Here is a 25,015-nt window from a genome sequence, read left to right as displayed (position 1 = left end):
AAAAAGATGCCGACCGCCAAGTAACCTGTTGATATGTATGGTTTCTGATAACTTTACATAGAGCAGGTATATGACAATCAACATCTCGCAGCATATTTTAGGCCTCAAAGGGCAACGTGTAAATGAAATTAAACTGGATGACGGCGGTGTTAAGATTGTCATTCACTGCAGCCGAGACGCGCGTAGGAGGGCTATAGACCCTGCTACAGGCCAGAAGGGAAGCATCAACCAGCATGTCCGCCGACAAGTAAACGACATCCCCCTTTTTGGGTATCCTTGTGTGGTCGAGATTGAGCTGGCGCAGGTTTATATTAACAAGGGCGAACGCCGCATTGAGGGGTGTGATTTTGTTGATAAAGGGTGCCGTTTCACTCACCGATTTTGCCGACTGATCAGTGGATTATGTCGGCATATGTCTATTCAAGCGGTTTCCAGACATTTGGATATACGATGGGAAACGGTCAAGAATATCGACAGGGCATACCTTATTGAAACTCTCCCTACGCTTGATCCTGCAGAGCTAACTGGCTTGGAATATATTGGTGTAGATGAAGTTGCCCGGGCGAAAGGTCATGACTACATGACGGTGGTCTACGATATGGTTGGCGGTCATCTGATCTGGGTTGAAGCAGGCCGAACTGCCGAGGTTTTTTCAAGGTTTTTGAAACAACTGCAACCAGATACAGCCTGCAAAATAAAGGCCGTAGCGATGGATATGGGGCCTGCCTACCAAAAGGCTGTCAGAGAGTCCTTGCCGTTGGCCGACATAGTATTTGACCGTTTCCACGTCATGAAAAACTACAGCAAAGCTATCCATAATCAGCGTCGACTTGAGTTCAGAAAGGCCGATCCAAGTGGTAAAGAGTTGATGAAAGGGACGCATTATCTGTTGCTCAAAAATGCGGATAAGTTGAGTGAAAAACAAAGTGACAAGCTGCAAAGGTTGCTGGAGAGCAATAGCAACCTGAATGCACTTTACGTCTTGAAAGAACAGCTTCAGCTGCTGTGGAGTGCCGCTTCATTTGAGGCGATGGCGGAGCAACTGGAACGTTGGTGCCTGATAGCAGATCAGTCACAGATGCTCTATCTAAAAAAGTTCGCGAAATCCCTACGGAAACATTGTGTGGGCATCTGCAACTACGCCAAACACAAGCTCACAAGCGCCAGGATAGAGGCTGGTAATGTCAGTATAGGAATGATCCGTAAGCGAGCCAGAGGCATCAAGGATACCGAATACTTCAAACTCAAAATTAGACAATCATCCATTCCAGATAATCAATCTATGCTCTATTTGAAATCCTAAATCTACTCAACAAAGCGGAGAAGAGCCAAGAAAAGCTCTTCACGCCTCTTGGCATTACTGATTTTGAATGGATTGCAGGTTGGGATGGCGTACCCTCCGCTGCATCAGGACTGCGTTTGAACATCCATGATTTGGCTAAAATCGGTTCTATGATTGTGGATGATGGGAACTGGCAAGGTAAACAGATTGTATCTCGTGATTGGCTGGAACAGTCATTTGCTCCGAGAACAGAGTTACCCATGGGGTTACGTTATGGATATTTTTGGTGGCTCTCATCAAACGGATCTCCTCCACATTGGGGCGCGGGATTTGGAAATGGGGGGCAACGCCTTGTTGTCGATCAAACCAACCAACTGGTTATGGTGATTTACGCCGGGAATTATAATCAGCGCAATGCCTGGCAACTTCCCGTGAAAATTATCACCGAGTTTGTTCTGCCAAGCATCTTTCAAAAATAGAGTTCTTTGGTTGATGCTCGACTTTTACCACGTGGCCCACAAAGTGTCTGTGAACTATAAAGCAAGGTCGAGTTTCTGCTAAAGCTAATCTAGGCTAGATTAGGTGTTATTTATTATTTAATTTACGCCTAGGGATTGGACGGCTTTAAAGAAATCATTTTGGTTCATTCTTAATTTAAAACTATCTGTATAAAGAAAATCAGCCATTACAAAATCATAGAGAGTAAACGAATTCGGATTTGGTTTTTTACTTAAAACTGAATTTTGTGCTCCATCAAGTGTTCTGATAAACCCTAGCGAAATCATGAAATTTACATTTAAACACTTCATGTATAATTCCAGTGGTAAAGTTTCGTTTACAAATAAAATTGAACCAACGATAGCGCCGTCTTTAGTGGAAATATTTTTTGTAGAGCAGCTTTTAGGATTTTTTATCTGATTATAAAAGCTATCTCCTGCTAATTTAATTATCCTATCTTTATATACAGATAAGACATTTTCCATTTTGGCTGTTGAAATGATCAAGTAATTCGTATTATCCCCACTTCTTGACAGTGAGAATTTTGGTTTAAAATACTCATTCGCATCGGCGATATAATTCTCTAATTCTTTACGTGATTTATTTTCTGAAATAACTTCGAAAAATATCTCAGATTGCCATTTAGATAATGTTCCATTCTTTTCTGGTAAAAGAGAAAGTAACATATACTTCTTAACCAGTTCCAAGTTTGCTTTCATGGTTACGGTTTCTTTTTTTTCTTCACTAAATGCAGGATTAGAAAAAGACAAAACTATTGAAATCGTAAAGAGAAAATTCAAACAGTATTTAAATTTCATAATTTAAACTCAGAATCTTTTATTTATTATAATTAGGGAGGTTCTTAGTTTGATATACTTCCCTCTTGAGTTGACGTTTGGCAACCCTGCGTTCAAAAAATATATGTAATTTCATATGAACGCAGGGAGTGAGCTTGTTCTATTTATTTGGAACAAGTTTTGTTTAAACAACCTTTTTTCTTAGGATATCCAGCCTTGGCTTGCAAGCGTATGATCTATCAGCTTGTGATAGAGGTTTTCTCTTGCCGAGATATCATCAGGCTGTGCCCAATTCATCCCGATTTTTCTCCAATCCGGATCATTGGGATCGAGGCCAAGGGTTGCTATGTAATCAGCCTCTGTCACCAGATACTGGGTGCCATAGGTTAAGAGGTAACCATTGGTATTCGCTCTTACTTCTCTGGCTTCCTCGTAAAACACCGACCAGACGTTCGTATAGGCATAACAACGTGGAGGGGAGAGTAACTTTCCATAGTCCAGTTCAGAACGCCCCTCAGAAATTGGAGGTAGGCTTGTCGCCTGAAGAATTTGAGTAAGGTGAGCCCAGCCATTAAATCCAAGAAGTCTTGCGATCTGAGACAGACAATGTTTTCGTTGTACTGCTTTGGCCAAATCAACACCTGATAGGGGCTTTAACTCAGGGTGTTTTTTTATAAAGACGAGGCTTTCCGGGTTACCGGTAAGTACATTGCGGTGAAGTATGCGTGCTTTATGTTTAAGCTCATGGACAATATCAGCCATAGAGTTTCTCCTAATACCGGATCTTTTCCGCTCCATGCGATCCAGAAGAATTCTTTGGGTGATCTTACATAACCAATTATGCAACGTCGCTACAGGGTGTGATGACTTTTGGCGGATAGGCACCCCTGTGTACCTTGCGCGGACATTAGAATAAAAAAACTCAAGATACAATAGATTGATTAGATCGACCTGTTTTAGGCCTTTTTTGTTTCTACCAAATCCAGCGGTAAGCCAGTGGTGTACTTTACTTGCGATACCGCAAAGCGGGAATGAACTTCGGCAATATTTGGTAGTTGAAGCAAGTGATCCCTCAGGAAACGTTCGTAAGCACGCATATCTGTGGTGACCACGCGCAGGATATAATCCATGCCGCCGCTTACTGTGTAGCACTCTGTGATTTCGTCAAAGCGGATCACGCGACGTTCAAAATCCTCCAAGCCATGTTGCGCTTGCGCAGATATTTTTACCGTGGTGAAGACAACGATCTCCAGACCTAGGCTATCAGGGTCAATGATGGCGACACGCCTCTTGATGATCCCTTTTTCCTCAAGCCTTTTGACCCGGCGCCAACAAGGCGCCGCAGAGAGACCAACCTGTTCAGCTAAATCGGCGTTACTGATATCAGAATCATTTTGCAGGCGTCGAAGGATTTTTTTATCCGTATTGTCGATCTTTGGCAGCATAAATATTTCGCAAAAATTTATATGAATGGAATGAGGTTGCTATAATAAGTCAGATTTATAAAAAATAGAAATATATATTCTCAAAAAATTTGTCAAAATTAACTCAGCCGAAAAAATAAAAATAAACGGCTGTATTGAAGATTTGGCTTTCTGGGAGAGAGCGGCTAATAGGCATTACGGATTAATCCGTATTGTAACTCAGGGTTTGTTATAAACCTGAGAAATTAGATATACGCATTCTTTTCCCTGACAGTATATCCAAGGCTTTCACCCTTTGGTGAGGTATAAGGTTTACACTCGATGTCAGGAATTCCCTGCTAGCCAGTCTTATAGAGATTGATGAATTTATAGATCGTTGGAAGATCAGGGGACATGACAATGGGTGTATATAATCACGAAGCTTTTGCTGATCACGAGCAGGTTGTTTTCTGTCATGATGAGAAAACAGGGCTCAAAGCGATTATTGCTGTTCATTCGACGGCACTAGGACCTGCAGCAGGCGGTTGCCGTATGTGGGCCTATAGCGATGATGATTCAGCCCTCTGTGACGCACTCCGTCTCTCAAAAGGTATGAGCTACAAAAACGCCATGGCCGGATTGAGCCTTGGTGGTGGTAAAGCCGTTATTATTGGCGATGCAAAATCAGATAAATCAGAAGATCTGTTTCGTTCTTATGGGCGTTTTGTCGACAGCCTGGGGGGTAAATACATTACAGCTGAAGACGTAGGTATATCTGTATCAGATATGGAAGTTGTCTCTCAGGAAACGCCTCATGTTGCGGGGTTGAATTCTGGACTAGCCGCGAGCGGTGATCCTTCTCCCTTTACTGCTCGCGGTACTTTTAATGGCATCAGAGCCGCGGTTAAACATCGTTTGGGCAAAGAAGGTGTACAAGGATTAAAAGTTGCTGTCCAAGGGCTTGGACATGTGGGATGGCATCTGTGCAAGGAGCTCCATAGTGCAGGCGCGAACCTTGTTGTCGCTGACATTAATGATGAAGTCGTGCAGCACGCCGTCAAGGAATTTGGCGCGACAGCGGTGTCATGTGAGAGTGTTTTATTTAGCGATGTGGATGTTGTTGCACCCTGTGCGTTAGGTGCGGTTCTTAATGAGAAAAGTATCCCCAAGCTCAAAACTTCTATTATCGCAGGTGCCGCTAATAATCAATTGTCCCAGGCCTCCGACGGTGCACTCCTCCGAGCACATAATATTCTTTATGCACCTGATTATGTCATTAATGCCGGTGGTATTATCAACGTCGCTGCTGAGATTGAGGGCAATTATGATCGAACCTGGGTCAATACCAAGGTAGCCGCGATCTATGATGTGTTGATTGATATCTTTGAACGCGCTGATAAGGAGCAAGGATCCACCAGTGGTATTGCAGATCTCATGGCTCAAGAGAAAATTAATGCTGCTGAAAAAACTGTTGTCCCAAGCAAAAAAAATCAAATAGTTGCTTGATCGTACTCTATGAACAAAAGCCCCGAGCCAAATGTCTGGTTCGGGGCTTTTTTGATTTGTCGCTCATATCATATTGACTGGGCGCCGTAGTAGAGGCTGACTGTGTGTTTGGCTTCTGCAAAAAAGAGCCAGCGTTCGGTGACTATCCCTATGGCGCCAAAGAAGATGGAGCCAATCACCGCAAGGTTCTCTATGCCGGAAGTTTCAACCATCCCGGTGAGTGAGATTAGAAACACTGGCAGAATAAAGCCTGATATAAAGGTAATATTTCTCAGTTTCTTGGCATGTTTGCGAGCGATTTGGAACCCCATTTCCTTCATAAGGTAATTTGCTTCGGTATGGGCGGCCTCTAGCAACCGCACTTCCCCCAAAGAGCCAAGCCCGGTTGCACTCCCAACCGTGCTGCTGCCTTTGGTTTCTCCAATATGTTGCCAGTAAAAGAATTTGGTAATCACAGATACTAAAATAAGGACGATTGTTATCATATCAAACAACAGTTCATCCTTACTCTGAAGATGTAATATCCCATTCAGGAGTAAGGCTCCGGTGGATAGTGACAAAGTAAGGTAACATGCGGGCACAAAACTGTTATGCCAGGCTGAAACTGGCTTCAGGCAGGCGTATATCATTGATGTGCAGTAAACTGTTGCTGCACAAAGCAGAAGAGCCATAAGGCCAATCACTGGCAAAATGCTTAATGTTGTGTTTGAGGCGAAAACCCACCAAAGGCCATAAATCCCTGTTGGGATAAATGTGACAATGGCCAAAATACCTTCTCGACTTAACCAGGATGATCGCCACTGACTAAGCGCCCGCCATGCCCGTTCAGGTCTGCCGAGGTGAAACGTCGAAGACAGCAATCCGATGATTATCATCAGGAAAGCTGTCCCAAACCCACTGTAACCAAGAGTGTTGTCCGCCGGAAAGATCCCTAAAATATGTCCTAGGATGAGTAGAAAGAGCAGGCCGTAACCTGCGCCCGATGCGGTTGTAAATAAAATGACTGATTGAGCCGGATGCATTTTGTAACTCCCTACAAACTTAAAGTGACAAAACCTTGTCAGCCCATCTGGCTAACAATCCGGCTTTTTCAGTGGAAACAGGGGTGAGATTTGCAGGCATATTTGATGCTGAGTGCTCGTTCTGTTTGGGACGCGGAGGTAGATATTTATTGGTGGGTTTATAATCCAACTCAGCCATAAGATCGAAACCTTCACGTTCGGCGACAAGTTTACTGACATCAGAATTGGGATCACCTAGATCCCCAAAACTTCTTGCGCCAGCCGGACAGGTGGAAACACAGGCTGGTACCCGTGATGTCTCGGGCAGATTGTCGTTATAAATACGATCAACACAGAGGGTACATTTTTTCATGATCCCTGCATCTTCATCGTATTCACGGGCGCCATAAGCACAGGCCCAGGAACAAAGCTTACAGCCAATGCATTTGTCGGCATCGACCAAGACGATACCATCTTCTTCGCGTTTATAGGACGCACCCGTTGGGCAGACCGTGACGCAAGGCGCATCATCACAATGCAAGCAACTTTTTGGGAAGTGAACTGTACGGCTGTCGTTATCCTGATCGACAACTTCGAAACTGTGAATACGGTTGAACCAAACGCCGTTTGGATCTTCGCCATAAGGGTTCATGTCGGTTAGGGGGGCTGAATGGCCGCCTGTATTCCACTCCTTACAGTTTACCGCGCAAGCATGACAGCCAACACAAATGTCGAGATCGATAACAAGGCCCAGTTTTTTCTGGGTGCCGTTTTGGGGGAGACAAGTCATGATTTTTCTCCCAGTAATTCTTCATTGGTTGGCATTGTTGTTTGGGTGTCGCTATCAGCTTTTATTTCTTGAGAGACGGGACTGTTTGCCTCTGGGAAATCAGCGCCGTAACGGAGTACTGCCATTTGTTCTGGTGCGTTTGGTAGAGAAGCAACAGCGCTCATCATTGGCATGGTAACTTCTTCTTCCAAAGCATCACATTTTTCAAGGCGGACTCTTAAGTCGTACCAAGCGGCCTGACCTGTTACCGGGTCGGAATTAGAATAGCGATAGCCATCTTTCCGCGGGGGTAAAAGTTCTGAAATAATATGATTAAGCAGGAAGCCCTTGTTTGCTTCCGGAGCTTTTTCATCCAGCCCCCAGGCACCTTTTCTTTTACCAATGGCATTCCATGTCCAGATGGTGTGCGGGTTAACGCCAGACATTAGCTTTACCTGGGTTTTGACTTTACCATGTGGCGAGATTACCCACACCCAGTCATCATCAGCTATGCCCTGTTTTTGGGCGGTAACGTCATTAATGAACAGGCGGTTTTGTGCCGTGATCTGCCTAAGCCACGCATTTTGTGACCCCCAAGAGTGATACATGTGCATGGGACGTTGGGTTATAGCGTGCATAGGATAATCTTCACCATCAAAGGCTTTTTCTTCCAAGGGCATGTACCAGATTGGAAGTGGATCAAAGGTCTCTTCGATCCGAGATCGCAGTACATCGGGTGGCTGAACATCACCATGGCCTTGAGCTGCGAGACGGAATTTTTGCATATACTCTGAATAGATATGCATGACAATGCGATCTGCACTTGGGATCCAGCCCATTTCCTTTGAACGATCTAGATAGGATCTATTGGCGAACTTAAAATAGGATTGTTCCGCTGTGAATTCATCCGACCAAAAACAGCCGTTATCGATATAACGCTGAAGCTGATCAGGATTGGAATCGCCCTTACCATGTTGATCGCCATCCTTACCACGCCAGCCCGCAAGTGGACCGACACCGGGTGTGCGTTCATGGTTGGTGATGTAGTCGGAATACCCACCTGGATAAGTCGGACTGCCGTCCTCATTCGCCATGCCTGGTAATCCAAGCCTGGCACCAAGGTCGAGAAGAACATCCTGAAATGGACGGACATCACGATCAGGTTTGATCACAGGCTGCCGAATTGAATCTGCCGGACCGTGCGCACTACAGATAGGTCGATCAAGCAAGGAGATCGCATCCCAACGCTCGAGATAAGTCGTATCAGGTAAAATCAGATCGGCATAAGCGACCATCTCTGAGTTGTAGGCATCCGAATAAATAATTTTCGGAATTTTGTAACTGCCGTCTTCATTTTTATCGGTGAGATACTTGATGGTGCCTTGCACATTCATAGAGCTGTTCCAGCTCATATTGGCCATGTACATGAAAAGGACGTCGATCGGGTAGGGATCTCCTTTCCAGGCATTGTGTATTACCATGTGCATCATGCCATGGGAGGAAAGCGGATATTCCCAGCTGTAGGCCTTGTCTATGCGCTTTGGCGTGCCATCGGCCTCGACCAAAAGATCTTCTGGTCCTGTTGGGAAACCCAATGGCATACCGGGTAGTGGGGTGTTCGCAATAGAATCATGTCCGGCGGGCTTTGGTCCAGGAGGACAGGGGCGCGGAAAGGGCGGCTTGTGGCGGAAGCCACCGGGAACATCAATGGATCCCAATAACATCTGGAGAACATGGATGGCGCGACAAGTGTGGAACCCGTTGGAGTGGGCAGAGATACCGCGCATGGCATGCATGGCGACTGGACGACCAATCATTTTGTCTTGTTTGCGGCCCGCCCAATCGGTCCAGGCAACATCCAGTTCAACTTCTTCCTCAAAGGCAACATGGGCGATTTCGGCTGCGATACGGCGAATGTTATCGGCGCTATATCCAATCTGTTCAGCCACGGCATCGGGTGCGTATTGGGGGTCGAGATATCGGTCTGCCATTAGGTGAAAAGCAGGTACTGCTTTACGGCCATCTGGAAGTGTGTACTCGCCCGCTAACACGGGTTTGGCATCAGGATTATTCGCTGATGTAAGTTTCTTGCTAATTGCATCGTAACAAAGTGTATTACCTTCGGCGTCACGTACAAAAAGTCCATCATCCGCAGCGCCTTGGTCCTGTATCACCAGCCAAGGGGCGTTGGTATATCTGGTAAGATAATCCCAATCTATTTTCTCAGCTTTGAGTAGTTCATGAATGAGAGAGAAAACAAACAGGCCATCAGTTCCGGGTCGAATACCAATCCATTCGTCGGCAATGCCAGAGTAACCTGTGCGCACTGGATTGACAGAGACAAACTTGGTGCCCTCGCGGCTCTTTAACTTGCCCAGGCCGATTTTGATTGGATTTGAATCATGGTCTTCGGCGACCCCAAACATCAGTAGATATTTGGTTAAATCCCAATCTGGTTCACCAAACTCCCAGAACGACCCGCCGGCACTATAGAGGCCAGCCGCGGCCATGTTGACCGAGCAAAAGCCACCGTGGGCTGCGAAGTTGCGGGTACCAAATTTGGCAGCCCACCAGCCTGTCAAGCTCTGCGACTGATCGCGTCCGGTGAAAAATGCAAGTTTGGCTGGGTCTTTCTCTCTAATTTCGCCGAGCCATCCCGTTGCCATTTCAAGGGCTTCTTCCCACTCGATTTCCTTAAATTCTCCAGAGCCTCGCTCACCTGTACGCAACAATGGTTTTTGTAGCCGTGCTGGAGAATTGTGCTGCATGATACCTGCAGAACCTTTGGCGCAGAGGACCCCTTTGTTTACGGGGTGATCTGGATTGCCTTCGATGTAACGGATCTGATCGCCCCGTAAGTGCACCTTGATGCCACAACGACAGGCACACATGTAACAAGTCGTGGTCTTAACTTCGTCCGATACGTGTGGGGAAGTGTCAACTTCCTCCTGTTTGGACGTGGGAAAGAGGCCCATTAATCATCTCCAATTTGATGCTACCCTGATGTAACTTGATTTTTTTTTGGTTTTTATTTTTGATAGTACAGGTTGTTATATTTTATTCAATATACTGATTTTTATACAGAATGTGCGACGATGGTTGCGATTGCCATACTTGCCAACCTTGCTGCTGGTGGATCGGCGCGGCTGGTAAGGACGATAGGCACGCTTGCGCCAAGGACAATACCGGCAGCGCAAGCGCTATCACAGTAAACCAGTTGTTTGAACATGGCATTTCCGGTTTCAATGTTTGGAACGACGAGTATATCTGCCTGTCCCGCTACCGGGTTTTGAATGTTTTTGATTTTTGCAGCTTCTGGAGATATGGCGTTGTCGAGAGCCATAGGTCCAAAGACATTGGCTTCACTCACTTCTTCTGCTGCCCAACGTGTAAGCTCTGCTGCCTCAACACTGGATGGAATTTGTGGATTTTCTTCTTCCGTGGCTGAAAGAACGGCTACCTTTGGTGTCTTTGTTCCCAAGGCATGCATCATATCAACAGAGTTATGGATAATTGCTTTTTTGGTTTCCAGATCGGGCGCAATATTAATCGCTGCGTCAGTAATGGTCATAACCCGGTCAGATCCAGGAACAGACATATGGAATGCGTGGGATAGCCGACGCCCGGTTCTTAAGCCTGTGTCCCGATTGACGATCGCTCTCATAAAGGTGTCAGTGTGAATTTGGCCCTTCATGATCGCGCTGACCTGTCCAGTTCTGGCAAGGTTGACGGACAGTTTTGCTGCAGTCTCTTCGTCTTCGGCATTATGGATTTCTGTATGAGCGAGATCCCAGTCGAGTTCAGCGGCTAGTGTTGTAATGACCCTGCGATCACCAACAAGAACTGGCTCTATCAAACGGAATTTGGCTGCAAGGAATGCACTTTCCATCGCTATCAAACTGGTCGCGTTGACTATGGCTGTTCTGGCCGGAGAATATTGAGCGGCATTGTCCAATAGCGCATTAGGACATTCAATGGGGTGCTGGCTCAACATTAACGTATACCTCGATCACAAATAAATGAATCTCCTGTCCCAGGATTTGATGTGGCAATGCAATAGAGGTTCTCTAAAGATTGATTGCACACATAAAGCCATTCCAAGAGAATGTGTTGTGAGGTAATTGTTTATCTGTATGGGCTTTTAACTATAGCTCCATTTGGACCCATTCGATGGGTCCAAGAATTACTCTGAGTTTTATGCCTACCTGAGAATCGGGCGTTATTCTTGTTCTTGGACCTCTTCCATCAATCTATTAATAGTTTTACCCAGGCGTTTAATGCCGGGTTCAATTTTAGCGTTTTCGATTGAGGTAAACCCTATGCGTATATGGGTATCTGGGGCTGGGCTTTCTAAGAAAAATGGCATGCCTGATTCAATCAAGACACCATCTTTGTAAGCTTCCTTGACTAGTCGGTTCGCACTGATCCCATCGGGGACTTTGACCCAATAAGACGTTCCTCCCGAAGAGTGGGAATAGCTACATTCTGGAATATAAGTGCGTAAAGCCTTGTGAACGGCGTTCCATCGGTTATGCCATCTTCTTCTCAGGCTATAAATTAAACTGTCGTAATACCCAAGGGAAAGAAATAGAGCGACTGTGCGCTGGTTGTTGCTGGGGGTATAGCGAACAACTAAACGGCGATAAAACTTCAACTCAGCAATTAACTCTGGTGCCGCAACAACATAACCTACTCTAAGGCCTGGAAACAGTGTTTTGGAAAGACTACTCGTATAGATTACGCGGTCATTATTATCGAGCGCTTTCAGGGCAGGACTTGCTGATTTGAAATAATTAATTTCGTTTTCATAATCATCTTCAATGATGATGAAATCTTGTTCTTCAGCTTTTTCCAAGAGCTTGCGACGCCGGGTGAGGGGCATGGTTATTGTCGTTGGGCACTGATGGCTAGGTGTGACAAAGGCGTAGTCACAGCCATCAAGATGCTCATCGACGATCATTCCCTTTTCATCGACAGGTATGGGGGCAAGGTTTTTGGTAAAGAGTTGCATGATGTTTTTTGCATCGGGGTAACCGGGGTTTTCTATCCCGACACGCGTTTGTTTTCTGACGAGTAGTCCAGCAAGTAAAAATAATGCGTTCTGCCCGCCAAGGGTAACCAGGATTTGGTCGCTGGATACATGTATACCCCGAGCTGGCAACAAACGCGTTCTAATCTGTTCAACAAGTTGGGGATCATCATAGATTTTATCATCATGGATCCAGTCCGCCATATCCCGAGTACTCAATGCTAGCCGACTACACTCTCGCCAAGCTGTCAGAGGAAAAAGTCTTTTATCTGGCTGGCCGTAAACAAAGGGATAAGGAATCTCTCTCCAGTTTTTGGGGAGGTTGAGGTAATGGCGTTCTGATGGACGAAGAAATAATCTGTTTTCCCAGTCAGGGCTTTCGAGGTCTTCAGGTCGAGGAGCAGGTGCATTATCCCTCGAAAGCTTTGATTGTTCTATGCCGTCAACAAAGTCTTCGTTTACGAAGATGCCGCTTCTTTCTCTTGTAACAAGGTAGCCGTCATCAGTAAGGCCTTGATAAACCAGTATGGCTGTGTTCCTGGAAATGCCGAGATCATTGGCCAGCTTACGACTGGACGGAAGCTTAAAGCCCGCAGGTAAGGTACTGTTTAATATCGCATTCAAAATGGCACGACGTAGTTGGCTCTGTAGAGACTCTCGACTGTTTTTCTCTAGATGAAAAAGTATATCGCTTGCCAACTGTTTGTTCCCTCTCGGTTATCCAGCTTAAATATTTATTCGCTAATTTATGGCATCTTTTCAAAAAGCATAACACGCATATTAACTGGACTCATCATTATATTGATTTGGCACTATCTAGATAGGTAGTCACTTCAAATAATAGCAAAAAACTGATTGCTATTGCGGTAAGCATTTTGTGGGAGAAGATCGTGTCTGAAACCGAAGTGAACACACAAATGGTCGAGGACGATGTTATTGATCAGTCCGATACTGATGGCTCTTCTTCAGAAAAGCAGGGGCTCCGTGTTAAAACCAAACTGCTTCTCGCCGTAGGAAGTATTGTATCTACGACCTTACTTGCAGGACTTGTTAGCTTCCTTTCTTTTGAAGGAGTAAGCAAAGCATTTGACCAGATATCGAATAAGTCTATCCCTCAGATGAGTATAGCTCTTGAGCTCTCAGAGATCGGCACCAACATTGCCGCAACTGCTCCAGCATTGATTTCAGCAAAAAATATTGCTGAGAAAAACTCGGTATACAAATCTCTGCAAGAAAGAGAACAGGGTCTGGAGAAATTAACCCAAGCTTTGCAAACGAGCGGATTTGATCAGGATACGAGTAATAACCTCGTTCGGGTTTCTAAAGATATAAAAGCAAATTTAGCAGAGTTGAACCGTTCAGTAACAGGCCAGTTAAATTTAAATACCCGTAGTACAGAAATGATGGTCGAATTGTTATCGATAAAGCGCGACTTTGATAGTGTTGTGACCCCTTATCAAGAAGCGGCAAGAAAAGCTGTTGAGACCACGATTGATGAAGCGTTTGGTAGTTCTGATGTTACTAACCAGCTTATTGAAATATTGATTTCGGTTACGCGTAGTCAAGTTTCTTCATCTATGCAGGTCGATACAAACTTGATGTTTGCACAGTTGGCTGAGGTCACAACGGCTTCTGAGAGTGAACAAATTGATGTGTCGGAAGAAAAAATAATAAAAGCGACAAAAAGAAACAAAGAGAATATCTCATTAATCACAGATGATATTTCCCAAGAAGCTATCAAAATACGTGGGCTCGGAAAGAAAATAGCTGATTTATTAACGGCAGAAGAAACAGTGTTTTCGCAAAGAAGACAGATACTTTCTGAAATTCAAAATTCAAAAATACTAATTGCCAAAAACTTGGAGCTCTCACAGGAACTGAAAAACCTTGTTAATAATGTTGCGGTAACGGCTGAAGATGGGGCTGTGTCGTCGGTTGATGCGTCAAATTCTGCCATAGCAGATGGTGAGATTTGGCTGTTGGTTATTTTGGTCATTTCCGTCGTTTTGGCCTCGATCATTATGTATTTTGTTGTTGGGAAAATGATCATTGATCGCCTTGTTTCTTTATCTGATGCAATGACACAGATTTCTGAAGGAGATTTAACTATTGAAGTGCAGCCGGGGCAGCGAGATGAAATCGGTGAAATGGCTGTTGCGTTGAATATTTTTAAAGAAAACTCTCAGCACGTAGAACGCCTTCGGAGCGAACGCGAGGAAGCAAAGGAAAATGCTGAAAAGCAACGCAAGGCCGATATGAATGCCTTGGCGGATCAATTTAACCTCAGGGTTAAAGCGATTGTCTCTACTGTCCAGGAGTCAGTTTCCAATTTGGGAGGCACTGCTGAAAATATGAATGTAACAGCAGGTCAGGCCCAGAATCAGTCATCTCAAGCTTCCGAAGCTTCATCCGACGTTTCCCTCAATGTGGAATCCGTTGCAGCGGCATCAGAAGAACTTTCGGCATCGATAGAAGAAATTAGTCGACAAACCTCAATGGCAGCAACGGCCTCGCGTGAAGTTAGTGAGGATGCCGAAGAAACCAATAGAGCCGTTGATACTCTATCAGCTGCAGCAGAAAAAATCGGGGCTGTTGTCGATCTTATCAGTGAAATCGCAGACCAAACGAACCTTTTGGCCTTAAACGCGACGATTGAGGCGGCTCGGGCTGGAGATGCAGGTAAAGGGTTTGCTGTTGTGGCATCAGAAGTTAAAAGCCTTGCAACTCAAACAGGAACTGCAACAGATGATATTTCAGAGCAGGTTTCTGCTATCCGGAATACTGTGCAACAAGCGGCGGAAGCTATTAGAAAAGTTACCAAAGCCGTAGGGAATATGGATGAAATTACCACAGGTATCGCTGCAGCAGTAACAGAGCAGTCCTCTGCCACAGGGGAAATGTCCCGTAATGTCCGGTTAGCTGCTGACGGAACTAGTCGTGTGTCTCAAAACATTATGGATGTGATGAAGGCCTCAGCGGAAACCGGGGAAGCTGCCGGGGTCGTTTTATCCTCTTCAGGCCAGCTTACAAGTGACCTTCAGTCTCTTTCTCAAGAGGTGGATGATTTCATGGCGATCATCCGTAAATAGCGCCTGACGTGATGTTGATTATGCAGCTTTGAGTAGTGTAGGTTCAGTAGGCAAGTGTTTTTAAATATTACGTATTTTGTACAAATGTTGGACTCATAGAGTTTTTCTGGCTGGTACTATATACAATCTCTAATTCGATTACCGTATGTTGGCAGGTATTTAATTGTAAGTAGAATGAGAGATGTATACTGCAGGGAATTTTTTGGGGGGCAGTTGAAGTTTAGTAAAACCTGAATCACATCATGTTTGTATAATGTTGAACTTTGTATTGGTTGAATTGCTTTGTGTGAACTTAGTATTTTAACCTGAGTATCAAGTTGGGATAACTCTGAATATTAAATGGGTTAGCATATTGTATTAAAATGATGTATTTTGGTTTTAATGAGTTTCATAAATAACTTTTGGTAATGGCAATTTTTATCGAGATTATCTTGATAAATACTTGAAGTTTAATTGAGCTCAAAAGAAGGATGAATCCTTGGGTGGATAAAGTGTTCTTGTCTCTAGGGTAAGTCTTCCGAAGATAACTAACTTAGGAATGGTTTTGCTGGGAAGAATCCATTTCGATTTACACAATATGTAAATGCAACTGATCGTTTAAGTGTTTTGATATCATCAGTGTTAATCGTTATTTCAAGTCAGGGAGGTGTTTCGGTCAACTTGTCTTAAAAATCGTCAAAGAAATATCAAGTAAAAATCAAAAACAGCCAAATTTGTGGATTAACTACGAATTGGACTGTGAACAGGGACACTCCGCATTGAACAGGTGCAGGATTTTGGGAGAATTAATATGACACTACTCAAAAAAACAAATGTAAGCCGTCGTAAAGTTCTTAAAGGTGCCGCGATTGCAGGTGCATCAACTTTGGCAGCACCAGCATTTATCAAGAATGCACTTTCATCTTCTGGCGAACTTAACGTCATGATGTGGTCTGATTACTTACCGGAAGAGTTTAAAGAAGCGTTTAAAAAAGAAACTGGTATTACAATCAATCATACAGGTATTGGTTCTAACGAAGAAATTATTAATAAACTTCGCGCAACACGTGGTCGTGGCTTTGATATTATTTCGCCAACGAATATGCGTGCTCAGCAGTGGGAGCCCCTTAACCTTCTGCAAGCATTTGACATGAATAAAGTGGCACTTCTCCGCTTTGTTGAGTAGATTTAGGATTTCAAATAGAGCATAGATTGATTATCTGGAATGGATGATTGTCTAATTTTGAGTTTGAAGTATTCGGTATCCTTGATGCCTCTGGCTCGCTTACGGATCATTCCTATACTGACATTACCAGCCTCTATCCTGGCGCTTGTGAGCTTGTGTTTGGCGTAGTTGCAGATGCCCACACAATGTTTCCGTAGGGATTTCGCGAACTTTTTTAGATAGAGCATCTGTGACTGATCTGCTATCAGGCACCAACGTTCCAGTTGCTCCGCCATCGCCTCAAATGAAGCGGCACTCCACAGCAGCTGAAGCTGTTCTTTCAAGACGTAAAGTGCATTCAGGTTGCTATTGCTCTCCAGCAACCTTTGCAGCTTGTCACTTTGTTTTTCACTCAACTTATCCGCATTTTTGAGCAACAGATAATGTGTCCCTTTCATCAACTCTTTACCACTTGGATCGGCCTTTCTGAACTCAAGTCGACGCTGATTATGGATAGCTTTGCTGTAGTTTTTCATGACGTGGAAACGGTCAAATACTATGTCGGCCAACGGCAATGACTCTCTGACAGCCTTTTGGTAGGCAGGCCCCATATCCATCGCTACGGCCTTTATTTTGCAGGCTGTATCTGGTTGCAGTTGTTTCAAAAACCTTGAAAAAACCTCGGCAGTTCGGCCTGCTTCAACCCAGATCAGATGACCGCCAACCATATCGTAGACCACCGTCATGTAGTCATGACCTTTCGCCCGGGCAACTTCATCTACACCAATATATTCCAAGCCAGTTAGCTCTGCAGGATCAAGCGTAGGGAGAGTTTCAATAAGGTATGCCCTGTCGATATTCTTGACCGTTTCCCATCGTATATCCAAATGTCTGGAAACCGCTTGAATAGACATATGCCGACATAATCCTGTAGAGCGTCAACCACTTTGTCCGGTTGCGTCAACCACCTTGGCCGCTTTTGATGCGGCTGTGATCTGACGTTTATTTACGATGCTTCAGGCATATTTTTCACCTTTTTGTTTGTGGTTTTCCGCAACATTTTTTTGAGATTTTGGGCGGCTTCCCATTGTCTGTAGCTGTCGATATTCATCTCAAGAATGGTTGAGTGGTGAACAAGACGATCGATTGCTGCAACGGTCATGGCCTTATCTTGAAAAATATTGTCCCATCCGCTAAAAGGTTGATTGGCAGCAATTGCAATACTTCGGTACTCATATCGTCTGGCGATCAATTCAAAGAGCACGGATGTTTCAGATATATCCCTTTGTGCATAGGTAATATCATCGAGAATGATGAGATCAAATTTATCGAGTTTTGCGAGGGCGTTTTCGAGCATAAGTTCACGTCTGGCAGCCTGGAGTTTTTGCACCAGATCACTGGTTTGCGTATAGAGCACACGGTATCCAGCCTCTATAAGAGCATAACCTACGGCGCATAGGAGATGAGTTTTTCCTCCCCCTGAATTTCCAATGGCAATCAGATTTGCTCTTGCGTCAATCCAGTCACCGGCAGACAAGGCTTCGACCTGCGCCTTTTTCACGTTAGGCAGCCGCTTGAAGTTAAAAGTGGCCAGAGTTTTTCCGCCCAGCAGGTTTGATGCGTTGAGATGGCGTTGAATGCGTCGCGTGTCCCTTTCGGCCAATTCATATTCGGCCAAAACGGCAAGGAACCTGGCTGCTGACCAGCCCTCCTTGTCGGATTGGATTGCGATATCTTGCCAGTGTTTGTGAAAGCTGGGTAATCGTAAGTCAGTTAGCATAAGAGGCAGCTTGTGCTGATCCACTTCAATGTTTGTCATGCCCGATCCTCCAACAGAGTATCAAAGACTGATAATGAAGGTTGAACCACGGGAATATCAGGAGGTAAATCCGTGTTCTTTTTTGTGATATTCAGCTTAAGTTTTTTTGCGCAAGGTAGCCTTCCTGCATTGATTTCTCTCGAAATCAGGTGCGCGACTTCGGCCTCACAAGCCTCTTCGTGCGCAAGGAAAAGTATCCCAACCATCTGACGACACGCATCTCTGCGGGACAACTTTTTCTGAAACAATGTCCAGGCCAGGGAGTACTCGGTTCTTGGAAAAATACTGTCACGATAAATAGAATTGGCGAGTGCCTGAGGTTTACGTTTGAGAGCATGAATGACGTGATGATAATTGATAACATGAATGCGGGGGCCTTTGCCGTGCCCCCGCTCACGAGAATGGCTGACGACATGAGTGCTGCCTAGATAGGCTTCTATCCGGTTATCGTAAATATGGACACGCAAGCGTTGACCAATTAGGCGAGAAGGGGCGCTATAAAAAACCTGCTTAACTAAAAAACCACTTGTTTTGGTAACTCTCGACACGACTTCAGTGTAATCTGTTGTTCGCCGAGGAGGTAACGCCTTGAGAGATTTCAACTCTGTTTGGATATCTTGGTCACGATGTTTGTTCCGTCTAGCAATCAGCTCGTCCAAAAATCGCCGATACTCATCCAAAGTGTCAAAGTCATTACTGCCACGCAAAATCAGGGCCTGCTTTATCGCAGTCTTAAGGTGACCGTGGTGAGATTCAATGGCACCGTTCTCGTGTGATTCCCCTCTGTTATTTCGACTGGCCTCCATACCGTAGTGCTCAACAAAAGCAGAATAACGTTTGGTAATGTCCTCCTTTTCCTCAACGCTCAAATTCCGAAAGGCCGCAGACAGGCTGTCGGTCCGGTGGTTTTCAGGAGCGCCCCCCAAGGACCAAAGCGCATTTTGTAAGTTCTCCGCAAGGGCTGTAAAACTCTCACCGCCAAGTACGACCCCAACATGTTCCCATCGGCTATATACCAGAACAAAATGATAGAGCCGATGCACCAAAGGATCTCCTGCAATGGTAATACTTAAGTCGGCTGCATCCGTGAAATCTGATTGGCCCATGTAACCCGGCTCAGGTGTTTGCCTGAAAATGATATCCTTTTCAGGGCCATTCAGAGCCCGCCATCCCCGAACTCGGCGCTCTAACGTGCGCTTGACACGGTCATCGGGAAAACGGAGCGGATAGAGGCTCTGTATGTGGCGCAACAAAGTAATGGGTTTGACCGAGTTGTCTTTATCCAAAATGGGAAGGATGTCCTTATCCCAGATATCTTCAAGCGGATCAGAAACTGTTCGCCCTCGCTTTATATTGCGTTGTGACGGTAAAGTCGCATCAACGTCAAATCGGCGGGCCGTGCGTTCGCTAAACCCTGCGCGGGCAGCGGCGGTTCGTTGACCATGAGTTTTTCTATCTGTCATGTAAAGTCTCAGTTGTTCATCTGTGATAAATTTATACGGCAAACAGGTTCCTCCAATTACATCTAGAGGTTCCTAATTTATCAACTCACAGCAGCTTGTAACTAACACCAAATTAAGCCTTGGCCGGTGGATCTGATTATCAAACGGGCACGCCCTTTTTAATGATCAGATCCACCGGCCAAGGTGGTTGTCGCAACCGGCCAAGGTTATTGTCGCTGAACATAATCCACTGATCAGTCGGCAAAATCGGTGAGTGAAACGGCACCCTTTATCAACAAAATCACACCCCTCAATGCGGCGTTCGCCCTTGTTAATATAAACCTGCGCCAGCTCAATCTCGACCACACAAGGATACCCAAAAAGGGGGATGTCGTTTACTTGTCGGCGGACATGCTGGTTGATGCTTCCCTTCTGGCCTGTAGCAGGGTCTATAGCCCTCCTACGCGCGTCTCGGCTGCAGTGAATGACAATCTTAACACCGCCGTCATCCAGTTTAATTTCATTTACACGTTGCCCTTTGAGGCCTAAAATATGCTGCGAGATGTTGATTGTCATATACCTGCTCTATGTAAAGTTATCAGAAACCATACATATCAACAGGTTACTTGGCGGTCGGCATCTTTTTCTACTCAACAAAGCGGAGAAGAGCCAATAAAGTCAAAATTGATCGTGTTAATGCTGCGATGGCTAAAGTCGGTGAAACTGACTGGAACTTTGGTGGTAAGGGATCGCATTGGCTTCCGCAGCTTTGGGGTACAGAAGCTGTTGCTTGGCGTACTGATAAATGGACACCAGAAGGTGGCGTTCCAAGTTATGGCGACCTTTGGAAAGACGGTGGCGAAAATACAATGATGGGTCGCCCGCATTCTATGATGCTGGGTGCAGGTCTTTATATGGAAACCATTGGTGAACTTGCTCCAGGTGATGTAAAGCGTGCTTACAAAAGCGAAGAAGATATGAAGGATGTTTGGTCAAAAATTACCAAATTCTGTATCGACCGCAAAGCCAATGTGAAAAAATTCTGGAACGATGCCGATGGCCAGAAAAATGGTCTGATGCAAGAAGATGTGATTATGGGACAAACTTGGGATGGTCCAATCTTGGCCCTTAAAGGTGAAGGCAATCCTGTTCAATATCAGGCTCCAAAAGAAGGTGCTCTGGCTTGGGTTGATGGTCTTGCAATGCCAAAAGGTGCTAAGAATATTGATCAGATCTATGCCTTCCTTGAGTTCTCCTTCCGTCCAGAAAATGGTGGTTTGACTGCTAACTTGACTGGATATAACTCTGCGGTGATTGGTGCTGATGCTCATCTTTCAGATGCGTCCAAGAAGAACTTTGCAGAAGCTTATCCTGGTGATGCTTTGGATAATCTCTTTGCTTGGCCTGCAGAGCCAACTTGGTACGCCCAGCTTCGTACCGAGTTCCGGGATAAATTTGTCGCTGCATAATTTGTAGTTGATACCGATTATGGGAGCACAGATTTTCGTCTGTGCTCCTCTTCTTCCTTAAATAAAAACAAGCGGGTAGTTTCGTATGCCCGAGAGAGTGGTCGTGGGGTCGTCATGAGCTCAGGTGTAGATTTAGAACATGTGACAATTCGTTTTGGAGATTTCACTGCTGTCGATGATGTAAATTTGTCGATAAAAAAAGGTGAATTTTTTAGCTTTCTTGGACCATCTGGTTGCGGGAAAACTACAATACTGCGTGCTGTATCGGGCTTTAATGAGCCTACAGAAGGGACCGTGCGCATCAATGGGAATGATATGCAGGGGATCGGACCGAATAAAAGGCCGACCGCATTGATTTTCCAAAACCTTGCGCTTTTTCCTTTGATGTCTGTCGCCGATAACATTGCATTTGGACTTGAAGTCGAAGGTGTTAAGTACGTTGAACGCCGCCGTCGTGCCGAGGAGTTGTTGGATCTGATTGCTCTGTCTGGGCAGGGTGATAAAATGGTCTCCGAGCTTTCAGGAGGGCAGAAGCAGCGTGTTGCGATTGCGAGAGCGCTCGCTGTTGAGCCAGAAGTGTTGCTCCTTGATGAGCCATTATCTGCCCTTGATTTGAAGTTGCGACAGCATATGCGTAGCGAGCTTCGTAACATCCAACAGCGTGTTGGTATTACGTTCATTTATATTACACACGATCAGGGCGAAGCCTTGACGATGTCTGACCGAATTGCCGTTATGTCGGCAGGCCTTATCGAACAAGTCGGTGACGGAAGTACGATTTATAACGAGCCTGAAACTGCTTTTGTGGCTTCTTTTGTTGGGGAAAATAACCCCTTCTTTGGTAAGGTTGTTAAAGCGGATGACAAATATGCTCAAATTCAGAATAAATTTGGTTTGCTCAGAGGTCGGAATACACAAGGCCTAGTTGAGGGCGATTCAGCTATTCTTTTTGTTAGACCCGAAGCTCTTTCTCTAGTGAGCAGTGATACTCCTTCTGAAAATGTAATTGAGAGCACAATACTCTCTGAAGAATTCGAAGGACATTCGATCCATATCCATCTCGAAGGTGAAACTGCGAAAAAGATTGCTCTTTCGATCAGCAATGATGGCACAGGATCAAACTTGAAAGTGGGGGAAACCACAAAGATTAGCTTTGACGTTGATCGAGCGATTGTACTTCCGGAAGGAGATCTTGCTGATGAGTGATCAATTGCAAAATTTGGACCTCCCATATTTCGCTATCTTTTTGACATTTTTTTTAGCTGTCCTCTCGTCATTATTAGTACTCGCACCAACTCAAAGAGGAATTTCCCATACGTGGGATTACCTAAAACAAGTCAAATTTATTGAGCGAAATGGTATCGTCGTCTCAACATATATAGTCATTGCTGTTTCCCTGTGGGTTGTCGTGATGATTGTTGCTCCACAGTTCTTTATGGTTGAGCTTTCTTTCCATGACGGCACAGTAGCAGCCGATGTGAATTACGATTATTCACTTACGCCCTATACTCTGAATAACTATGGGTATGTCATATTTGGTAGTGGTAGTGATGAAAGCCTTTTTAATGTACTGCATCTAAAAGTTTTCCTCAGAACGATTATCGCGTCAGTTTGTATTACATTGCTTGCCTTTGTGCTCTGTTATCCTATTGCTTATTACATGGCTCAAACTGCTAAAGGTGGCACTGTTCGGTTACTTTTAATTTGCTTGGTACTACCTTTTTGGGTGAATGAAATTCTTAGAGCCTTTGCGTTCAGAATTTTGTTTGGTTCAAGTGGCGTGATTAACTCTGTCTTGATAGGCATTGGTATAATTGATGAGCCATTTGACTTTATCAAAGCCGATATCGCGATGTATGCAGGTTTAAGTTATGCTTATATTCTGCTGATGATCTTCCCGATTTATAATGCAATTGAAAGCCTGGATCATAATCAGATCGAAGCCGCGCGAGACCTTGGATCTTCATGGTCACGTATACATTACCGGGTTGTAATGCCTTATGCTAAGCCAGGGATCGCATCTGGCTGTACAATGGTCTTCATGCTTACAGCTGGTGCATTGGCTGCGCCTCAAATCTTAGGTGGGCCAAGTAGCCTTTGGTTTACGCAAATTATAACGAACTGGTTTAATCTTGGGGATTGGACCCGTGGTTCTGCGTACGCATTCTTGTTTTTGCTATCGTGTATTGTGTTTGTTCTCACGGTCATGAAGTACTTCAAGGTTAATTTAGGGGAGTTAGCTAAATGACTTCTGATCTTATTCAAAAATATTTGGTGCGATTTTATATTGCGATGTTCTTTTTGTACCTGTTTGGTCCGTTAATTTAATCCGGTAAACCCCCGGCTATGCCGGGGGACTCTCAATGGTTTGACCGTTCCCACGGTCTTACATTTCTTTGTTTATTGACCAAAATAACAAAGGAATTAGCCGATGAGAGATTACAAAAGCCTTGCACATACGAGATGGGATTGTAAATACCACGTGGTTTTCATCCCTAAACGCAGGCAAAAAGTTATCTATGGCAACCTACGTCAGTATCTTGGTGAAATTTTCCATGAACTGGCCGGGCATCGCGAAAGTAAGATTGAGGAGGGCCATTTGATGCCGGATCACATTCACATGTGTATCAGCATACCGCCCAAACATGCTGTTTCAAAAGTCGTTGGATACCTAAAAGGAAAAAGCGCGATTGCCATAGCTCGAAAATTCAAAAATAAAGCACGGAATTTCAAGGGTGAAAATTTTTGGGCCCGTGGATATTTCGTCTCAACTGTAGGGCTCGATGAACAGATGGTGAGGGAGTATATCAGAACGCAAGAAGAGCGTGATAAGTACTTTGACCAAATGGATATATTCAATCCATAACCGCTTTAGCGGTTCCCAATTTGCCCCTTTAAGGGGCTCACCCGCTTAAGCCCCCGGCTTTGCCGGGGGTCATTTAACTTTAATGGGTACTACCGCATTTAATACGCCAAAGTTTCCAACAGCTATTCCCTTTGAGGAGGGGACGCTTGAATGGTTTACCGTATTGGCGAATGATAAGACAATCCTTGAAGGCCTTCAAAATTCCCTATTAGTTGGCTTGGGTGTAATTTGTTTGTCTGTGCCTATTGGATTAGCAGCAGCTCTTCTGATGTCGCAAGTCCATAGGAAAGTGCAACCAATTTACTATACCATTGTTGTGTCTCCTCTTTTAACGCCAGGTGTTATTATTGGTATATCGACATTGGTTTTTTGGGACAAGGTTGGAACAATTCAAGGGCAAGACTTTGATGCGTTTTATTATAATCCTTACTTTCTAACAATTGTTGGTCAATCCACCTTTGTTTCGGCCTATTGCATGTTGATTTTCTTGTCTCGATTACAAAGGTTTGATCGAACATTAGAAGAAGCTGCTTTGGATTTAGGCGCAACAAATGTTCAAGTTTTCAAGAAAATAATGTTACCGTTTTTAAAGCCAGCAATCGGCTCTGCAGCTGTATTGGCTTTTCTGACAAGTTTTGAAAACTACAACACGACTGTCTTTACCATGACAGAGGGAAAAACCCTAACCACAGCATTGGCAAGTAAGGCCCGACTGGGAACAGATCCTTCTCTTAGTGCTTTGGCTGTTGTTATTGTTGGGATTACTTTGGTGGGTGTAACCTTCCATGAAATCTATCGCCGGAGAGAAGTCCGAAAAGATGAACTTGCGGCAGAGGCAGCTAAACGGGCAGCCCATGCTGCAGATAAAGCAATGGCACCAGTTTAGCTGACTATCAGATAG

21 protein-coding genes and 1 pseudogene are annotated in these 25,015 nt (G+C 44.7%); 10 read left to right on the top strand and 12 right to left on the bottom strand.

Annotated features, from left to right (window positions below; all coding sequences use genetic code 11):
• Nucleotides 1–70: 70 nt before the first annotated feature.
• Both ACOGW3_RS04935 and ACOGW3_RS04930 read left to right on the top strand, forming a co-directional pair.
• Entirely contained in the window at nt 71–1,303 is a 1,233-nt protein-coding gene (locus ACOGW3_RS04935) for an ISL3 family transposase (RefSeq protein ID WP_419901077.1), read from the top strand.
• A gap of 116 nt (nt 1,304–1,419) precedes the next feature.
• On the top strand, nt 1,420–1,761 hold the full coding sequence (locus ACOGW3_RS04930; RefSeq protein WP_419901955.1) for a hypothetical protein: 342 nt from the start codon (nt 1,420–1,422) through the stop codon (nt 1,759–1,761).
• A gap of 117 nt (nt 1,762–1,878) precedes the next feature.
• Here ACOGW3_RS04930 and ACOGW3_RS04925 read toward each other — a convergent pair whose 3' ends face one another.
• The 3 genes from ACOGW3_RS04925 to ACOGW3_RS04915 all read right to left on the bottom strand — a co-directional run bounded on the left by ACOGW3_RS04925 (nt 1,879) and on the right by ACOGW3_RS04915 (nt 4,022).
• Nucleotides 1,879–2,598 carry a hypothetical protein gene (locus ACOGW3_RS04925; RefSeq protein ID WP_419901954.1) on the bottom strand — a complete coding sequence of 240 codons (720 nt, stop codon included), beginning with the start codon at nt 2,596–2,598 and terminating at the stop codon, nt 1,879–1,881.
• A gap of 180 nt (nt 2,599–2,778) precedes the next feature.
• Nucleotides 2,779–3,339, bottom strand: coding sequence for a hypothetical protein (locus ACOGW3_RS04920; protein ID WP_419901953.1), 561 nt, complete (start codon nt 3,337–3,339; stop codon nt 2,779–2,781).
• 194 nt (nt 3,340–3,533) lie between these two features.
• Nucleotides 3,534–4,022: an Lrp/AsnC family transcriptional regulator gene (locus ACOGW3_RS04915; RefSeq protein ID WP_419901952.1), complete on the bottom strand. Its 489-nt coding sequence runs from the start codon at nt 4,020–4,022 to the stop codon at nt 3,534–3,536.
• Nucleotides 4,023–4,400: 378 nt separating this feature from the next.
• On the opposite strand from ACOGW3_RS04915, the gene ACOGW3_RS04910 reads away from it, so the two are divergent.
• A complete protein-coding gene (locus ACOGW3_RS04910; protein ID WP_419901951.1) occupies nt 4,401–5,486 on the top strand; it encodes a Glu/Leu/Phe/Val dehydrogenase dimerization domain-containing protein in 1,086 nt (361 codons plus the stop codon).
• A gap of 68 nt (nt 5,487–5,554) precedes the next feature.
• On the opposite strand, the gene ACOGW3_RS04905 is transcribed toward ACOGW3_RS04910, so the two are convergent.
• The 5 genes from ACOGW3_RS04905 to ACOGW3_RS04885 form a co-directional block, all read right to left on the bottom strand.
• Nucleotides 5,555–6,508: a dimethyl sulfoxide reductase anchor subunit family protein gene (locus ACOGW3_RS04905; RefSeq protein WP_419901950.1), complete on the bottom strand. Its 954-nt coding sequence runs from the start codon at nt 6,506–6,508 to the stop codon at nt 5,555–5,557.
• Between the two features lie 19 nt (nt 6,509–6,527).
• Nucleotides 6,528–7,277, bottom strand: coding sequence for a 4Fe-4S dicluster domain-containing protein (locus ACOGW3_RS04900; protein ID WP_419901949.1), 750 nt, complete (start codon nt 7,275–7,277; stop codon nt 6,528–6,530).
• On the bottom strand, nt 7,274–10,231 hold the full coding sequence (locus ACOGW3_RS04895) for a molybdopterin oxidoreductase family protein (RefSeq protein WP_419901948.1): 2,958 nt from the start codon (nt 10,229–10,231) through the stop codon (nt 7,274–7,276). The genes ACOGW3_RS04900 and ACOGW3_RS04895 overlap by 4 nt, the downstream gene beginning before the upstream one ends.
• A 101-nt stretch (nt 10,232–10,332) precedes the next feature.
• Nucleotides 10,333–11,250, bottom strand: a complete 918-nt coding sequence (locus tag ACOGW3_RS04890; RefSeq protein ID WP_419901947.1) for a bifunctional enoyl-CoA hydratase/phosphate acetyltransferase — start codon at nt 11,248–11,250, stop codon at nt 10,333–10,335.
• 225 nt (nt 11,251–11,475) lie between these two features.
• Complete coding sequence (locus tag ACOGW3_RS04885) at nt 11,476–12,984, bottom strand: PLP-dependent aminotransferase family protein (RefSeq protein ID WP_419901946.1); 1,509 nt, start codon at nt 12,982–12,984, stop codon at nt 11,476–11,478.
• 191 nt (nt 12,985–13,175) lie between these two features.
• Between ACOGW3_RS04885 and ACOGW3_RS04880 the strand changes: the two genes are divergently transcribed.
• Both ACOGW3_RS04880 and ACOGW3_RS04875 read left to right on the top strand, forming a co-directional pair.
• Complete coding sequence (locus ACOGW3_RS04880) at nt 13,176–15,374, top strand: methyl-accepting chemotaxis protein (protein WP_419901945.1); 2,199 nt, start codon at nt 13,176–13,178, stop codon at nt 15,372–15,374.
• Between the two features lie 790 nt (nt 15,375–16,164).
• A complete protein-coding gene (locus tag ACOGW3_RS04875; protein WP_419901944.1) occupies nt 16,165–16,539 on the top strand; it encodes a twin-arginine translocation signal domain-containing protein in 375 nt (124 codons plus the stop codon).
• 2 nt (nt 16,540–16,541) lie between these two features.
• Here the strand turns inward: ACOGW3_RS04875 and ACOGW3_RS04870 are convergent.
• From ACOGW3_RS04870 to ACOGW3_RS04855, 4 genes and pseudogenes are all read right to left on the bottom strand, one after another.
• A pseudogene (locus ACOGW3_RS04870) lies at nt 16,542–17,450 on the bottom strand (ISL3 family transposase); the annotation flags it as partial.
• A 74-nt stretch (nt 17,451–17,524) separates the two neighbouring features.
• Nucleotides 17,525–18,337 carry an IS21-like element helper ATPase IstB gene (istB, locus tag ACOGW3_RS04865; protein WP_419901088.1) on the bottom strand — a complete coding sequence of 271 codons (813 nt, stop codon included), beginning with the start codon at nt 18,335–18,337 and terminating at the stop codon, nt 17,525–17,527.
• Nucleotides 18,334–19,842: an IS21 family transposase gene (gene istA, locus ACOGW3_RS04860; protein ID WP_419901087.1), complete on the bottom strand. Its 1,509-nt coding sequence runs from the start codon at nt 19,840–19,842 to the stop codon at nt 18,334–18,336. Before istA ends, istB begins: the two co-directional genes overlap by 4 nt.
• 123 nt (nt 19,843–19,965) lie before the next feature.
• The gene (locus ACOGW3_RS04855) at nt 19,966–20,355 is read right to left on the bottom strand and encodes a hypothetical protein (protein ID WP_419901943.1); all 390 of its coding nucleotides are present in this window, start codon (nt 20,353–20,355) and stop codon (nt 19,966–19,968) included.
• 128 nt (nt 20,356–20,483) lie between these two features.
• Here ACOGW3_RS04855 and ACOGW3_RS04850 point away from each other — a divergent pair, with 128 nt between their 5' ends.
• The 5 genes from ACOGW3_RS04850 to ACOGW3_RS04830 all read left to right on the top strand — a co-directional run bounded on the left by ACOGW3_RS04850 (nt 20,484) and on the right by ACOGW3_RS04830 (nt 25,000).
• Complete coding sequence (locus tag ACOGW3_RS04850) at nt 20,484–21,248, top strand: extracellular solute-binding protein (protein ID WP_419901942.1); 765 nt, start codon at nt 20,484–20,486, stop codon at nt 21,246–21,248.
• A gap of 114 nt (nt 21,249–21,362) precedes the next feature.
• Nucleotides 21,363–22,454, top strand: a complete 1,092-nt coding sequence (locus ACOGW3_RS04845; RefSeq protein WP_419901941.1) for an ABC transporter ATP-binding protein — start codon at nt 21,363–21,365, stop codon at nt 22,452–22,454.
• The gene (locus tag ACOGW3_RS04840) at nt 22,447–23,496 is read left to right on the top strand and encodes an ABC transporter permease (protein ID WP_419901940.1); all 1,050 of its coding nucleotides are present in this window, start codon (nt 22,447–22,449) and stop codon (nt 23,494–23,496) included. Before ACOGW3_RS04845 ends, ACOGW3_RS04840 begins: the two co-directional genes overlap by 8 nt.
• A 183-nt stretch (nt 23,497–23,679) precedes the next feature.
• A complete protein-coding gene (gene tnpA, locus ACOGW3_RS04835; RefSeq protein WP_419901154.1) occupies nt 23,680–24,114 on the top strand; it encodes an IS200/IS605 family transposase in 435 nt (144 codons plus the stop codon).
• Nucleotides 24,115–24,196: 82 nt separating this feature from the next.
• Entirely contained in the window at nt 24,197–25,000 is an 804-nt protein-coding gene (locus ACOGW3_RS04830) for an ABC transporter permease (protein ID WP_419901939.1), read from the top strand.
• Nucleotides 25,001–25,015: the final 15 nt, after the last annotated feature.

The organism is Kiloniella sp. (assembly GCF_965205715.1).
Taxonomy (GTDB): domain Bacteria; phylum Pseudomonadota; class Alphaproteobacteria; order Kiloniellales; family Kiloniellaceae; genus Kiloniella.
This window is presented reverse-complemented; position numbering and strand designations above follow the sequence as displayed.

Excerpts from the sequence above, each read along its gene's own strand:
- ACOGW3_RS04935 (WP_419901077.1), top strand. The coding sequence starts at position 71 with ATGACAATCAACATCTCGCAGCATATTTTAGGCCTCAAAGGGCAACGT.
- ACOGW3_RS04925 (WP_419901954.1), bottom strand. The coding sequence starts at position 2,598 with ATGAAATTTAAATACTGTTTGAATTTTCTCTTTACGATTTCAATAGTT.
- ACOGW3_RS04920 (WP_419901953.1), bottom strand. The coding sequence starts at position 3,339 with ATGGCTGATATTGTCCATGAGCTTAAACATAAAGCACGCATACTTCAC.
- ACOGW3_RS04915 (WP_419901952.1), bottom strand. The coding sequence starts at position 4,022 with ATGCTGCCAAAGATCGACAATACGGATAAAAAAATCCTTCGACGCCTG.
- ACOGW3_RS04910 (WP_419901951.1), top strand. The coding sequence starts at position 4,401 with ATGGGTGTATATAATCACGAAGCTTTTGCTGATCACGAGCAGGTTGTT.
- ACOGW3_RS04905 (WP_419901950.1), bottom strand. The coding sequence starts at position 6,508 with ATGCATCCGGCTCAATCAGTCATTTTATTTACAACCGCATCGGGCGCA.
- ACOGW3_RS04900 (WP_419901949.1), bottom strand. The coding sequence starts at position 7,277 with ATGACTTGTCTCCCCCAAAACGGCACCCAGAAAAAACTGGGCCTTGTT.
- ACOGW3_RS04895 (WP_419901948.1), bottom strand. The coding sequence starts at position 10,231 with ATGGGCCTCTTTCCCACGTCCAAACAGGAGGAAGTTGACACTTCCCCA.
- ACOGW3_RS04890 (WP_419901947.1), bottom strand. The coding sequence starts at position 11,250 with ATGTTGAGCCAGCACCCCATTGAATGTCCTAATGCGCTATTGGACAAT.
- ACOGW3_RS04875 (WP_419901944.1), top strand. The coding sequence starts at position 16,165 with ATGACACTACTCAAAAAAACAAATGTAAGCCGTCGTAAAGTTCTTAAA.
- istB (WP_419901088.1), bottom strand. The coding sequence starts at position 18,337 with ATGACAAACATTGAAGTGGATCAGCACAAGCTGCCTCTTATGCTAACT.
- ACOGW3_RS04855 (WP_419901943.1), bottom strand. The coding sequence starts at position 20,355 with ATGACAATCAACATCTCGCAGCATATTTTAGGCCTCAAAGGGCAACGT.
- ACOGW3_RS04850 (WP_419901942.1), top strand. The coding sequence starts at position 20,484 with ATGGCTAAAGTCGGTGAAACTGACTGGAACTTTGGTGGTAAGGGATCG.
- ACOGW3_RS04845 (WP_419901941.1), top strand. The coding sequence starts at position 21,363 with ATGAGCTCAGGTGTAGATTTAGAACATGTGACAATTCGTTTTGGAGAT.
- ACOGW3_RS04840 (WP_419901940.1), top strand. The coding sequence starts at position 22,447 with ATGAGTGATCAATTGCAAAATTTGGACCTCCCATATTTCGCTATCTTT.
- tnpA (WP_419901154.1), top strand. The coding sequence starts at position 23,680 with ATGAGAGATTACAAAAGCCTTGCACATACGAGATGGGATTGTAAATAC.
- ACOGW3_RS04830 (WP_419901939.1), top strand. The coding sequence starts at position 24,197 with ATGGGTACTACCGCATTTAATACGCCAAAGTTTCCAACAGCTATTCCC.